At 46.1% G+C, this 15,146-nt stretch carries 9 protein-coding genes; 7 read left to right on the top strand and 2 right to left on the bottom strand.

Going from position 1 to position 15,146, the window contains the following annotated elements; genetic code table 11:
- The first annotated feature begins 135 nt into the window (after window positions 1-135).
- Window positions 136-3,834 carry a discoidin domain-containing protein gene (locus G3352_RS00805; RefSeq protein ID WP_163753039.1) on the top strand — a complete coding sequence of 1,233 codons (3,699 nt, stop codon included), beginning with the start codon at window positions 136-138 and terminating at the stop codon, window positions 3,832-3,834.
- Window positions 3,835-3,940: 106 nt separating this feature from the next.
- Here the strand turns inward: G3352_RS00805 and G3352_RS00800 are convergent, their stop codons facing one another.
- Entirely contained in the window at window positions 3,941-4,909 is a 969-nt protein-coding gene (locus tag G3352_RS00800) for a bile acid:sodium symporter family protein (RefSeq protein WP_063563531.1), read from the bottom strand.
- Between the two features lie 141 nt (window positions 4,910-5,050).
- On the opposite strand from G3352_RS00800, the gene G3352_RS00795 reads away from it, so the two are divergent.
- Window positions 5,051-5,527 carry a DUF6376 family protein gene (locus G3352_RS00795; RefSeq protein WP_163753038.1) on the top strand — a complete coding sequence of 159 codons (477 nt, stop codon included), beginning with the start codon at window positions 5,051-5,053 and terminating at the stop codon, window positions 5,525-5,527.
- Between the two features lie 111 nt (window positions 5,528-5,638).
- On the opposite strand, the gene G3352_RS00790 is transcribed toward G3352_RS00795, so the two are convergent.
- Complete coding sequence (locus G3352_RS00790; protein ID WP_180287060.1) at window positions 5,639-6,076, bottom strand: MarR family winged helix-turn-helix transcriptional regulator; 438 nt, start codon at window positions 6,074-6,076, stop codon at window positions 5,639-5,641.
- A gap of 209 nt (window positions 6,077-6,285) precedes the next feature.
- On the opposite strand from G3352_RS00790, the gene uvrA reads away from it, so the two are divergent.
- The 5 genes from uvrA to G3352_RS00765 all read left to right on the top strand — a co-directional run bounded on the left by uvrA (window position 6,286) and on the right by G3352_RS00765 (window position 15,012).
- Window positions 6,286-8,790: an excinuclease ABC subunit UvrA gene (gene uvrA / locus G3352_RS00785; RefSeq protein ID WP_163753036.1), complete on the top strand. Its 2,505-nt coding sequence runs from the start codon at window positions 6,286-6,288 to the stop codon at window positions 8,788-8,790.
- 27 nt (window positions 8,791-8,817) lie between these two features.
- Complete coding sequence (locus tag G3352_RS00780; protein ID WP_163753035.1) at window positions 8,818-10,347, top strand: MDR family MFS transporter; 1,530 nt, start codon at window positions 8,818-8,820, stop codon at window positions 10,345-10,347.
- A gap of 66 nt (window positions 10,348-10,413) precedes the next feature.
- Window positions 10,414-11,169: an SDR family NAD(P)-dependent oxidoreductase gene (locus G3352_RS00775; RefSeq protein ID WP_163753034.1), complete on the top strand. Its 756-nt coding sequence runs from the start codon at window positions 10,414-10,416 to the stop codon at window positions 11,167-11,169.
- 471 nt (window positions 11,170-11,640) lie between these two features.
- Complete coding sequence (locus tag G3352_RS00770; RefSeq protein ID WP_163753033.1) at window positions 11,641-12,438, top strand: sulfite exporter TauE/SafE family protein; 798 nt, start codon at window positions 11,641-11,643, stop codon at window positions 12,436-12,438.
- Window positions 12,439-12,627: 189 nt separating this feature from the next.
- The gene (locus G3352_RS00765; RefSeq protein WP_163753032.1) at window positions 12,628-15,012 is read left to right on the top strand and encodes a polyprenyl synthetase family protein; all 2,385 of its coding nucleotides are present in this window, start codon (window positions 12,628-12,630) and stop codon (window positions 15,010-15,012) included.
- Window positions 15,013-15,146 lie beyond the last annotated feature (134 nt).

Genomic DNA, 15,146 nt, shown 5'->3' with positions numbered 1-15,146 from the left:
AGTTACATTTATCGTTGCTCGGTATAGTATTTTTTGTAAGCGCACCCAATTTAAAATAAGAAGGAGCCGATACATCTTCATATTCCACATCATGACTTCGGTACCTATCACCCAATGAAGGGGGTATTTTAAGACATGGCATCAAGAAGTAAAAGAAGAGCGTTTGCTGGTAAAGGATTGGCGATTGCATTGATTACTGCATTATTTACCACCTTGTTTCCGGGCTTTGTCCCATCCAAAGCTCAGGCTGAGCCTGCATCCTATCTATTGTCTAGCAATCGACCAGCTTATGCTTCATCAACGGAAGGGAATAATACGGCGAATCTCGCCGTTGACGGTTCCAGTGGAACGAGATGGTCGAGTGCCTGGGGCAAAGATCCGCAGTGGCTGTATGTAGATCTGGGTGACACTGCTACTATTGACAAAGTACGCATCCAATGGGAGGGAGCATATGCCAAGGCTTATCAAGTTCAGGTTTCAACCGATGAAGTGAACTGGACTGACATCTACAATACAGCTACAGGCAATGGCGGGACTGATGAGCTCACCGTTAATGGAAGCGGCCGCTACGTACGTGTATTAGGGACAGAAAGGGCCCTCGCGAATTATGGTTACTCCATCATTGAATTGGAAGTGTACGGAACGGGTGGAACCGGTGTACCACCTGTTACATATGGACCGGATGTGGCTCAGGGTAAGCAAGTTACCGTCTCTTCCTATGAACAATCCGATTATCTGCCCCCTGGGGCAACACTTCCGGAGAATGCAGTCGATGGGAATTCCTCTACCCGATGGGGTTCGAATCATACGGATGACGAATGGATCTATGTGGACTTGGGTAGCAAGCGGAACATTGGAAGAGTGGTTCTGAACTGGGAAGGGGCAGCAGGACGTGCCTTTGATCTACAAGTCTCCGATGATGCCAATGCCTGGACTACCGTGTACCGGGAGCTGCACGGCAATGGAGGGAAGCAGGATATTTCGATGTATGCATCCGGACGTTATGTCAAAATGCAAGGCATCGGAAGAGCGACCAATTTTGGTTACTCCCTGTTTGATTTTGAAGTATACGACTATGTAGAAGGAACGCCGAAGCCATCCTACCCTATCCCTGAATTACCAAGTCCCAGCACGGTTCAGGTAGGAAAGGGCAGTTATCTGACGAATGACATCGGTATGCCTCAGCCCAAATATCCTTCCTATAAAACGGATAACGTTCAGGCACCTATTGCGTCCAATGACTGGTGGCAGTCCCTGCTTATTAAGCCGCTCAGCGATTCCATTATTACACTGCCACTCAAATCCAAGTTCTACCCCCAAGGGCTTGGGCTTTTGAACCCAGGGGAAGGATGGATTAATGGAGATGGAAGTGCAGTGAATGCAGACGGCAACCCGGATCTGTATTTTATGTCCACCAATATTAATGCCAATAATATGGAAACCCGAGTAAGCGGGTACAGCGACTATGCGGTAGATACGATTTTGAGTGACGATGCTTCAGCGAAAATGAAAACGACCTTTGTAAAGGGTTCACCATATGTATTTATGGAATTCAACAATCCTAATACAGCCGAAATCTTTTCTTCGCTCATTACCAAAGTCGCGAATGGTAATGGAGAAACGGTATTGCAATCGGATGGTGATACCTTTACGGGGGATCATATTGGCATTCAGTTGGAGAATCAAAGTGGCGATCCGGCTGGGGAAAAAGAGGAACGGTACTACGGAATTTTTGCCCCGGAAGGTACGGTATTCAAAAAAGCGGGAGCCAAGATCAAACTCCAGCTTGGAGGCGGCAAAGGTTACCTATCCGCAGCGACAATGCCGTCTTTAACGGATCTGAATCAATTCCATGAACATGCCTATGCCTTTGTAACAAACACAGAAGTTACTTACAACTATAACGAGCAAACGTCTACCGTTACGACCAACTTCAAAGCCGAGACCGAAGTGAAGCGTCCAGGGTTCTCAGCGAACACATTGCAGGCCCTATATCCACATCAATGGAAAATTACGAATTCTCCACTTACTTCGCTCACATATCCGTCCATTCGTGGAACGTTGAAAGTGCGGGAAGGAAACCAGTTTACGGTGGAGGATCATTTCTACGGCATGGTTCCCCAGTTCACGGAACCTACCAATGCAGAATACAACCGAGAAGAGATGGTAGCCTATCTCGAAATGCTCAAAGCGGAGACAGACAACAATCTGATGGCTGCTGACGCTTACTGGCAAGGCAAAAAACTTCATCCTCTTGCCATGGGTGTACTTGCAGCGAACGAAATGGGAGAGACCGTCTACCGTGACCTGTTCCTTTCCCGCATGAAAGAGATTCTGGTCGATTGGTATACGTACACAGCAGGTGAACCTGATTATTTCCTTTATTACAATGATGATTGGGGAACGATGTACTACAAGACAAGTGAATTTGGTGCCAACTATGGGATTACTGATCATCATTTCACTTATGGGTATTATGTGTTTGCATCAGCGGTGCTGGCTACCTTTGATAAGCAGTTCCAGGCGGATTATGGCGATATGGTGGATCATCTTATTCGGGATTATGGCAATCCGTCCAAGAACGATCCGTTGTATCCGTCCTTCCGCAGTTTTGATCCTTATCAGGGCCATTCCTGGGCAGGAGGCTATGCGGATAATGATAGTGGCAACAATCAGGAAGCTGCTGGCGAATCCCTCTTTGGCTGGGTAGGGCAGTATATGTGGAGCTTGTTAACCAAGGATCAGGATTTCCGGGATGCAGCGATTTACGGATTCACAACTGAACTGAAGGCAATCGAACAATACTGGTTCAACTATGATGGGGATAACTGGCTCGATGAGTGGAAACACGCTTCAGTAGGGCAAGTCTACGGAAGTTCGTATTTCTTCGGTACCTTCTTCAGCGGTGAACCGGTTCATATTTATGGTATCCACTGGCTGCCAACCAGTGAATATCTGACCAGTTATGGTTTGGACAAAACGAAGGCTGCTGGCTTGTACAACGGATTTGTTGCCGATAACGGTGGACCTGAACGAGAATGGCAGCATATTGTATGGCCTATTCAGGCGCTAAGTGATCCGGCTGCAGTGCTTGCCAAGTGGAATGCTTCATCTATGCAAAAAAATGAAATTTTTAATACGTACTGGTTCGTAAACAGTATGGCAACACTTGGTGAACGGACGAAAGACATCTGGGCAACCGGATGGAGCAGTGCAACCGTCTACAAGAAAAATGGAGCTTATACTGCACAAATCTGGAATCCGACAGATGAGAGTGTAACGGTCACTTTCAAAAATGCATCCGGGACCACTGGAAAAGCTGTTGTTGGACCTAAATCTCTGGTAAGAGTCGATCCAACCCAAAATACCGAAGTTTCTGATTCATGGATTCCCTGGAACGGAGAAAACGGAGGAAATGAAGGTGGAGAAGATGGAGGGGATACGAACGTTAATTTTGCACTTAACAAAAATGTGACCGTTTCTTCAACGGAAGAGCCTTTTGTTAGCAATAATGCAGTCGATGGCAATCCCGAGACACGTTGGAGTTCCGGATTTGGAGATACCCCGGAGTGGATTACGATTGATCTGGGAGAGGCCAAGCAAGTAAAACGCATCAAGCTGAATTGGGAAGCAGCCTATGCTACAGCTTATCGTATTGACGTTTCGGAAGATGGTACCGTTTGGAAGGAAGTGTATCATACGCAAGAGGGCAAAGGTGGCCTGGAAGAACTTGCGGTGAACGGAAAAGGCAAATATGTGCGACTCACGGGAGAGAAACGAGCCACCCAATATGGGTACTCACTCTATGAAGTGGAAGTGTATGGTAGAGACTAGACGTTCACAATGTTCTAGACACGGGAACAGCAGATCAGTATATTCTGATCTGCTGTTTGTGTTTAGAGCATATTTAAGATTAAACGGTACAATAGCGGATTCGCATTTAGGCTGCAGACGTTTTATCAGCATTGTGAAGAGTCTGCGAGCGACGCCCAAGCAGATATCCTGCAAGCGAGGCCAACATCTGCTGGAATACCATGCCGAGTACAACCGGGACGGCTACCGGTGGAGGGAAATACGATACGGCAAGTACCGCTCCCGCACTAATATTGCGCATGCCTCCGTTGAACACAAGTGCAACCTGATCGGCTTCATTCCAACCGAGTAATCGGGCAACGAAGTAGCTTAGAGCATAGCCAAATGAGGCTAGAAAAATAATGATAGCTGCTAGACCAGCGAGCTGCCAGTTAAAGTCAGCCAAATAGGGGGCAACAACAGAACCATTAATTGCGACAACCGCTGCCATGAACAATTTGGAGAACGGATTCAGTCTGGGCCCCCAGACCGGAACAATGGCCCCTTTGGTCCATTCATTCAAAAGCATTCCGAGCAAGGAGGGGACAACGATCATCCAGAACAGACTGCTCATCATGGCTGCAATATCCAACGATACGCTAGTGCCAATCAGCAAGGATAACACACCGGGTACCACGAAAGGAGCAAGCATGGTATCAATCAGGATAATCGACAGCGTCAGAGCGATATTACCCCGATAGATGCTAACCCAGATAAAACTGCTCACACCTGTCGGAATAACGGCAGCCAGAACAAGGCCGGTTATCGTGTAGGCATCCGTTGGGAAGACCAGGTGACCCATGCCCAGAGCAATAAGAGGCATCGCCAGATGCAGAATAAACAGACAAACGAACAGTGGAAAAGGCTTCTTCAGCACGTTCACAAAATCCCTTATCCCGAGACTGATGCTTCCCGCAAACGTCATGAACGCAAAAAGCCATGGCGACAAAAAGGTATAAGAAGAAAGAAGACTCCCGCAAAGAACGCCAATAATAATGCTGATTGGGGTAATCAGTGGCATGATGCGGTTCAAGCGTACATTTAAGGCCTGAAGCATATTCATGACATCCCTTTACCGTATGATTCCTTTATTATACATGTTAATAACGCTGAGTGCAGACCCATTTGCAATGTAGCATACGGAGCAGTTATCATAAATCTGGAAGAAACACTTCAAGTTGAAGAAGGGGAGATGGTCATGATTAAACGGAAAAGAAAGCACACATTGATGATGGCAGGCCTCATTGCGTCAAGTATTCTTGTGATATCGGCCTGTTCTGTTGTAGAACAAGCGAATCAAAGTTTGAATTACGTTAGTGGGGCTACTGATTATATAGAGCAAGTATCGAACGCCGGAGCCGATCTGCAAGAACTCGCATCTGGAGCGGTGAGTAACCCGGAAATAACAACTCAGGTACAGGAGAAAATAGATCAGATTCAGGCGGAAGCCAGCGAATTCTCTCAGCTTACGGCACCAGCGATAGGGGAAAGCATTCATGAAAATCTGGTCAGTTACAACAATCAATTAACCGAAGTTGTGGGTCAATTTGAGGACACGCTTGCAGAGCAGGGCTTTACGGCAGAAAACTGGGAGAAGACAGGGATTCCCGAATTGATCACCAATATTAATGGTTTAAAAGATCCGTTAAGTGGGCTTGGAATCGAAGCTAATTAAGATTTAGAGTAGGATAGGCCTTGAGTCAAAGCGGCTTCATGCCCAAAAAGGACGATATACCGGAGTGATGTTGATCACTTGCGGATATCGTCCTTTTTGTTTTTTCTAATATCAAGATGATGATTTGCCACGAATTTTGGAACTTAGATCATCAATCTGTTCATCCAGTACATTTCCTGCTTTACTTAGAAACCCTGTAATAAGCTCCAGCTCTTCCTCAGTGTAAGTGGAAGCCAGTTTAACCATAGCTGCGTGAAGGGTGAGGTACGTGCTGCTGACCTCTTCCTTGTTTTCGTACAAAGGCACAATGATGACTTTACGGCGGTCATTGGGGTCATTTTCCCGGCGAACAAAGCCGTTCTTTTCAAGCCTGTCAATTAATGTCGTGACACTCCCTGTGGCCAGACCGGTAAGTTTTGACAGCTCACCTGCAGTGATTGGACCTTTCTCGCGCAGGATATCCACGGATATGAAATCGTTATTGTACAAGCCTAAAGAGGCAGCCACATGCTGCTGATATAAAACGGTTCGTGTACCCAGGCTCCGCATTCGCAACGTAAAATTCTCCTGTAATTCGGTAGGTTGTTGTTCATGTTCTCTTGACAAAAGATAACCCTCCTCTTAAGATGACATATATCTCGATAATCGAGATATTAGATTAACTAGATAAAAAATTTTGGAGATACTAGATTGACGTATAAATAATTTCAACTTATTTTAACGAACTCTGTACTTATTTGCAAAGGGGACGATCGATTTTGAGAGATACAATGATGATTAAAGGTGCACGGGAGAACAACCTGAAGAATATTTCACTTTCGATTCCGAAGTATAAATTGATTGTTCTAACGGGTCCGTCCGGCTCCGGCAAATCCACGCTGGCAATGGATACCCTTCAGCGAGAATGCCAGAGACAATACATGGAATCGATGGGATTAACATCGGATTCGATCAGCAAACCAAAAGTGGAGTCGATCACAGGTCTTTCTCCATCCATCAGCGTAGGACAGCACATTACTAACCGGAATCCTCGCTCAACGGTAGGAACAGTAACAGACATTTACACTTACGTTCGTTTCATTTTTTCCAGACTAGGAGAGCGTATATGTCCATCCTGTAAATGCACTATTTCGCCATCGTGGGAAGCGGCTGGTCATCTAACTGAGGAAGACGAATACATGGGTCATCAGACTATACATTGTCCACATTGCAATGCCGAGCTGGAGAAGCTGGGTATGTCACACTTTTCGTTCAATAAACCGGAGGGTGCTTGTGAAGTATGTAGTGGACTGGGTCATGTGGCATCAATCAACGAAGCGGCTGTATTCAATCCTGAGCTTAGTGTGCGGGATGGAGGTGTAGCTTCGTTAAATGGTGTGCATCGGGATATCCAGATCCGAATTCTGGTTGCAGCTGGAAAGCATTTTGGATTCGGATTCGATCCGGATCGTCCCTTGAAGGACCTTGGTGAAATCGAGCGTGATTTGCTGTACTACGGCGTCGATAGCGAAGAATTCAAGCAGCATTACCCTAATATCAAACCCATCCAGGGAACCAAGTTCGAAGGTGTGATCCCCGGATTGTGGCGACGCTATAAGGAAAAGGAAGGAGAAGGTGGTGGAACGGAAAAAGACGGACGTTTTTTTCATCAACAGCAGTGTCCTGAATGTCAGGGGGCTCGTTTGAAAAAAGAAATTCTTTCGGTAAGCGTAGCTGGCGAATCCATCTCCGACGTCACCAACTGGTCATTCAGTAAAGTGCTGGAATGGACAGTAGGACTACAAGAAGTGATCTCATCCGAGGCACATCACTTGCTTGATCCAATCCTTCATGATCTGCCCACCAAATTGAAGCGCATTATGGATGTTGGACTTGGCTATCTCTCCATGGATCGTCAGACCGTAACTTTATCTGGTGGTGAAGCCCAGCGATTACGACTTGCATCGCTTCTGGGCTCTGGTTTAACGGGCGTATTGTATATTCTTGACGAACCGACAACAGGGCTTCATCCGAAAGATACCATTGGCCTGATTCGTGTACTTCTGGAGCTTCGTGATCTGGGCAATACGATCCTCGTCATTGAACACGATATTGAGATGATGCGTGCTGCCGATCATGTGATCGACATTGGACCTGGTGCTGGAGTCAATGGAGGGATGGTAGTTGGTGAAGGGAGTCTGGAGGATTTAATGGCAAGTGAGCTTTCGGTTACGGGAGCTTATCTGAGAAATGAATCTGTGGCTAGTCCTTCTAATAACCGAAGAACAGGTACGGGGAAGCATCTTGCCATTCGGAAAGCGCATTTGCGCAATATCGATATTCCGGTTGTATCTTTTCCATTAGGCACACTGATCTCCGTAACGGGTGTTTCGGGGTCCGGCAAATCTACGCTTGTATTTGATATCCTCGCACAGGGTCTGGAGTCAGGTCAGAAACCAACAGGTTGTGAAGAGATAACAGGCTTGGAGCACGTAGGTGATATCGTTATTTTTGACCAAACGCCGATGGGCAGAATGCAACGGTCGAATGTTGCCACCTACACCGATGTATTTACGCACCTGCGTCAGCTGTTCGCTGGTTTGCCAGATGCCAAGGCACGAAAGCTAACTGCGAAGCACTTCTCGTTCAATACACCCGGAGGGCGCTGTGAAACCTGTCAAGGTCTGGGGGTATTGTCTGTAGACATGAACTTCCTGCCTGATCTGGAGGTAACTTGTCATGACTGCAAGGGCAGACGGTTCGTGGATGAGGTGTTACAGGTTCAATACGAAGGCTTCTCGATATCCGATGTACTGAATATGTCAGTGGCCGAAAGTCTGCCTGTCCTGAAAAGTCAGACCAAAATCGCCGATCTCGTAGAGATGTTGTGTGAAGTTGGACTGGGTTACCTCCAATGGGGTCAATCCGTCAAAACATTGTCAGGCGGTGAGGGCCAACGGATCAGGCTGGCAAAAGAGCTGAGTAAAAAGACCAAAAAACACACGCTCTATCTGTTGGATGAGCCAACAACCGGCCTTCATCCGTCAGACATCAAGCAACTCCATATTTTACTGGAGAAGCTCGTTGAGTCGGGGAATACCGTTGTCGTTGTAGAGCACAGTTTGGAATTGATTCGGGAATCCGATTGGGTTATTGACATTGGTCCGGAAGGTGGTGCAGCGGGTGGCGAGCTGGTAGCCGAAGGTACGCCGGAGCAGGTGGCGGAGTTCAGAGCCTCCCATACAGGACAATTTTTGAAGCGTATATTAGCCGAGGGGCTTTAATCAGAATGGATAAGGGGAAAAATAATCATGGTAAAAAGCAATAAATTAGGCGTTATTCTTGCAGGCTTGCTGCTTGCCATTCTCATGGCTTCGATGGATAACACCATCGTTGCCACTGCGATTGGTACCATCGTAGGTGATCTTGGCGGATTTGATAAATTAATGTGGGTCACCTCTGCCTATATGGTTGCAGAGATGGCGGGTATGCCTATCTTCGGTAAACTATCGGATATGTATGGCCGCAAGCGATTTTTCATTTTTGGAATCATTGTATTTATGATTGGTTCTGCATTGTGCGGGACGGCGGATTCCATCATTCAGCTCAGTATTTATCGTGCGATTCAGGGAATCGGCGGCGGTGCGTTGATGCCGATCGCATTTACCATTATGTTTGATGTCGTTCCCGCAGACAAACGGGGTAAAGTGGGGGGGCTATTTGGTGCAGTCTTTGGTTTATCCAGTATTTTCGGACCCCTTCTCGGAGCCTATCTTACCGATTACATTCATTGGTCCTGGATTTTCTATATCAACCTGCCACTGGGCCTGATTGCCTTTGTCATGATTGCATTCTTCTATAAAGAATCCGTAGAGCATTCCAAACAGAAAATCGACTATTTTGGCGCATTCACACTGGTAGCTTCCATCGTGTGCCTCATGTTTGCACTTGAACTTGGAGGCAAGGAATACGCTTGGAATTCCAGCATGATCGTAGGTTTGTTTGCTGCGTTCGCCGTGCTGATGACTGCATTTGTGTTCATAGAGCGCCGAGTGGCAGAACCGATTATTACATTTAGCATGTTCAAAAACCGGCTGTATTCCACCAGCAATCTGATGGCCATATTTAGCGGTGCAGCCTTTATTACAGCTTCCATCTATATCCCCATTTATATTCAGGGAGTACTTGGTGGATCGGCTACCAATTCCGGTCTTGTTCTTCTGCCGATGATGCTTGGATCGGTTGTAACAGCTGCTGGTGGAGGAGCCATGCTTACCAAGCTCAGATACCGCTCCATCATGTTACCCACACTTGCGCTGCTGGTCATTGGTATCGCCTTGCTGACAACGTTAACGACGGATTCCTCCCGATTTATGGTGACCATTTTCATGATTCTGGTTGGTCTGGGCATTGGGTCTTCGTTCTCTGTATTGAGCAATGCAGCCATTCACGGTTTCTCAGCAAGACAGCGCGGTTCGGCCAGCTCAACACTTAACTTCAATAGGGAACTCGGTATGACGTTGGGAATCACGGTATTTGGTATCATACAAAGTCACGTATTTACGAGTAAATTGGTCTCCTTCTTTGGAAATAGTAATGGTAGTGAGCAGGGCGGTGGTGTGAATCTGAGTGATCCCAGCTTAGTCCTAAAACCGGACACACGTGCCAATATTCCGGCGTCAATGTTGGATAAGATTACAGAAGCATTGTCCTCATCCATCGTTCATACGTTTGCCTGGGCCATCATTCCAGCCGTTATTGCTCTGTTGGCTGCGTGGTTTATGAGTAAGGAAAAATTCGACCCTGCTTCCGAGTCTGATGAATATTTTGCTTCACACTAGCAAGACTATGTAATGGATTTGTGTGCTCGATATGACAATATGTTCTTATCAAAGGAGACCTACGTTATGTCTGAACAAAATGGAAAAGTAATCATTATCACCGGCGGAGCGAGTGGTATTGGTAAAGAAACAGCGCTTCAGCTTTCGGATCTGGGTGCAACGATTGTCATAGCAGACTATAACGAAGAGGGTGCCAAAAAGCTTGCATCGGAGATTGAAGCAGGTGGCGGCACAGCCGGGGCATACAAAGTGGACGTTTCCAAAGGAGAAGAGATCAAAGCTCTGATCGACTGGACCGTAGAGAAATACGGAACATTGAGCGGTATTTTTAACAATGCGGGCATTGGACTCGTGAAGCCATTTCTGGAGATGGACCCGGAATCCTATCACAGAGTAATCGATGTTGACCAGCACAGTGTCTATTACGGGATGTATTATGGCGCCAAAAAAATGGTTGAACTGAATGTACAGGGTACCATTGTAAATACAGCTTCGATTTATGGCAGTATTGCTGCGATGGGAAGCTTTAACTACAATGCAGCCAAGGCGGCTGTCGTAATGATGTCCAAATCCGGTGCCTTGGAACTTGCCGAGCATGGCATTCGTGTGGTTGGTGTAGCGCCAGGCTTCATTGAGACACCGATTCTGGGTGATGACAAAGCGATGAAGGATGCACTTGCCACGCAACATATGCGGGGAGAGCTCATTCAACCGGAGAAAGTTGCGAGTGTGGTTACCTTCTTGTTCAGTGACGCTGCAAGTGCAGTGAATGGTACAACGGTTGCAGTAGATGATGGATTCCTTAGCTTCAAAACAAAATAAGATTTGAGCTGTAGGATTCCCAGTCCGTATCCGAAAAATAAAAGGAAAAACGGTGCAGAACGAATAAATCGTTCTGCACCGTTTTTTTGTATCCCATATAAGAAGAGTATATATTATGAAAATAATTCTATATAGTCACCCCGGTTATTCAGAGATCATGATACAATAAGCAGGCATGCGTCTTTTATCATTTTGTGGTGTCATAGACAATACGCACACCAAGAGAGCCATAGCTCTCTTCTTTGTAGTGACATTGGGAGCATGTTTTTGTAGCACATAACGCATCACTGTGAACTTGTAATTTTTCGTTGCATAGCGGGCATTTATTTTCAAAAAGAGTCTTCAACACGTTAAACATGCTTAATCACTCATTTCGGATTAATTTACTTGGTTTTTATTATAGCCGATTATTTTAACTGCGTATACTGTTTTTCGCATCTTTTTTACACCGCAAGAAAGGAAGAAAAACCGATGGATACTCTGCTTTTTGTCATCATGTTTATACTGGGTCTGGTCGGTTCCTTCTTCTCCGGTTTGTTAGGTATTGGTGGAGCCATAATTAATTACCCGCTGTTGTTGTATGTACCTTCTCTCATTGGGCTGGAACCGTTCTCAGCACATGAGGTGTCGTCGATCAGCATGTTTCAGGTGTTTTTTGCCTCACTCGCTGGTGTGATTGCCTACATTAGGAGAACAAGGAAAGGGGAAAAGAGCGAAGCTCTTATTCATAAAGGTCTGGTGGCTTATATGGGCTCCAGTATTCTTGTCGGCAGTCTGATTGGCGGCTTCATATCCGGTCATTTGAATGGAGAAGTCATCAATCTGATCTATGGCATTCTGGCCATTATCGCGATTGTACTTATGCTGATTCCCGGTAAGGGAACAGAAAGCTCGGCTGGAGAGCTGACATTCAACACATATGTTGCGGCAGGATCGGCTCTTGCCGTGGGGATCGTCTCGGGAATTGTCGGTGCGGGCGGTGCTTTTATATTGATTCCGATCATGCTCACCGTGCTTAAGATCCCTACCCGGACGACCATTGCTTCTTCGCTTGCGATCGTGTTCATCTCCGCCATTGGTGGGGTGGTGGGAAAGATTATGGGTGGAGACATTCCGCTGGAGCCCATCATATATACGGTTATCGGGAGTCTGCTTGGTGCTTCACTCGGTTCCAAAGTGAGTTCAATGATTAATGTGAGACTGCTTCGGTATGGACTGATGGTTCTTATCGCCATTACAGCATTGAAGGTATGGTCTTCGATTTTGTAAAACCACATAGGATTGAAGCGTCCATGACGATTTCGTAACCAAACGGATGGAATGCCGTATAAAGGTTATGAACATGAGCTGGCGAATTTGTTGTTGCATGAATTCACATCAGTTTTCGTCCATGAAGCACCCTCAAACTCCTTTCATGGATACATGTTTAACATTATGAGAAGTTGAGGTATCCATCCTATGAATAACGTACTTACAGATCAGGCTGATGCAGGATATCAGCTGGCTGAGCAGAAGGCCGCTCAGTATTTTACTTCTCTTCATGAACAACTTCTGAATAACACGTATACCACTGCGCTTATGCAAGATATTCACTTATGGCAAAAGAAACATATTCAACCTTTTTCGTGGTTATCCTTTTTATCACCAAGTCAAAGAAAACCGGATTCCCGGGATGCTCATAGATATATCCATTGGCTGAATGTTACAGGCAAACTGGATGATTACCTGGATCGCAGTATTTCTTACATTTATATGCGAGATCTGGGCAAAGCACTGGATTCCTCGGACACCCAAGCACGCATTCAGCGTGTTGCTCAGGATACCAAAGCGTATTTTATGCGTTCTAATACAACCCACCGCCAGAAAAGCCCGGATTATATCAGTCTGGCCGCCTTGTATCGTTGGGCTCAGAAGGAGAACGTGGAAAAAGCTGTTATCTGGGTCATCAGCAAATTAAAAAATGTCGCTTCCAATATCCCCAAAGAACTGGACGCAGAACAGGCACAGCGCAAACTGCTCAAGATCATTCTTGGTGTTGTTCTGCATGTGAACGATGATATGAATGATGAGACTCCCCAGGCAGAACGTTCCGATAGGTTGGACGCTGCGATTCGGCTTGGTTATTCTTACGGACTGACCTATCCATTTATTGATGACCTGCTGGATTCGCAGGCGTTGACTGCACAAGAGAAGGAGCAGTATTCTCTCTTGATTCGGAATGCGCTTCTGACCGGGATCGTACCGGATATTGGCGAATGGAAGGGAGCCAATCTCCAGGTCATTCAATATGTTCACTCCGAGCTGCGTGATGCGTTCGAGTATATTAAGAACTACCAGCGCCCTGAGACGCAGCGTACGTTTTTCGAGCAATCCTATGTATTCTTTCAGTCTCAGGAAATAGACCGTGCCAAGAAACTGTCCAACGCGAATTATTCCAATGAAGAACTTTATATTCCGATTATTATTAAATCCTCATCCTCCAGACTCATTGTTCGCTCCGTGCTCAGTGCATCTGCGAATGAAGGTTTTGATCTGCGCACATTCTACTATGGCATATATAATCAGCTCGCGGACGATTTCGCTGATATGTTTGACGATATGGAGGATGGGGCAGTGACTCCGTATACCTACTATCTGAAGTATCGTGACCTGCGGCCTGATCTGATCAATCCTTATGAGCTATACTGGGCGGTTATCTCTTATCTGATTCATGAGGTGTACCATTCGGATGCGAAGACCCGGGAGGTCATATTGGATCGGGCTATTAATGGTTTAAAGCGTTGTAGAGAACGTTTGGGTCAAGAACAATACAACGAAGTGATGAACATCTTTGCCTCCGGACAACCTGAATTCAATCGCCTCATTCAGCAAATGGTGCGAAAAGCCGATGATGTGGATTTCCTGGATAAATTGCTGCGGGATCAGGTCATCCTCCAATTGCAGAATGACAAGCGTGAAAAACAGGATTTTCTGGATACGATTCGCACGGTTCGTGAACAGATCAATATTGAATTACAGATATCCAAGCCGGGTGGACTTCCAGAGATGAAAGGCACGCTTATTGATGCAGCGAATTATAGTCTACAAGGAGATGGAAAACGGCTAAGGCCGATCCTGACCTGGGTGATGGGTGTACGTGAATATGGACTGCATGAATCGTCTATCATTCCTCTTCTTAGATCACTGGAATACATGCATACCGCTTCACTGATCTTTGATGATCTGCCGACCCAGGATAATGCTTCGACCCGCCGAGGCCGTTCCACCTTACATCAAGTGCATAACAGCGCAACAGCGGAATTGACAGGATTATTTCTCATCCAAAAGGCCATTGGCGAGCAATCTTCTCTCAATCAGTTTGATGCAGCAACCGTGCTTACCCTGATTCAATATTCCGCTGAAAAAGCAGAGGATATGTGTATGGGGCAGGCGATGGATCTGAATGCTAAAGGAAAAATGCTGACCCTTGAACAATTGAACATGATCTGTTTCTACAAAACAGGTATAGCTTTCGAGGCTGCACTTGTGATGCCAGCCATTCTGGCTCAAGTGAAGGAAGCGGAGATTGCATCCTTAAAGAAGTTTGCGTATCATGCAGGTATCGCCTTTCAAATTAAGGATGACCTGCTGGATCTGGAAGGGGATCATCAGGTACTTGGTAAACCGGCAGGACAGGATGCGCGGAACAACAGCTCAACCTTTGTATCCATTCTGGGCGAAGATGGCGCGAAGAAAGAGATGTGGGAGCACTATTGTCTCGCAACCGATGCACTGAACGAAATGCCAAAGCCGATTTCTTTTTTGAGACATCTGTTGGATTACATCATTGGACGGGAGCGTTAAAATCTTCCCTGACTAATCCCATTCCCAATGTTCAGTTTGGTTTATATGAAATCAAACAAAGTTGCCTGGATTCCAATACAAATAGAATCCAGGCCTTGTTTTGTTTTATTGACACAAACGTTTAGAAAATAAGA

Source organism: Paenibacillus sp. ALJ109b (genome assembly GCF_010747435.1).
GTDB lineage: Bacteria > Bacillota > Bacilli > Paenibacillales > Paenibacillaceae > Paenibacillus > Paenibacillus taichungensis.
This window is presented reverse-complemented; position numbering and strand designations above follow the sequence as displayed.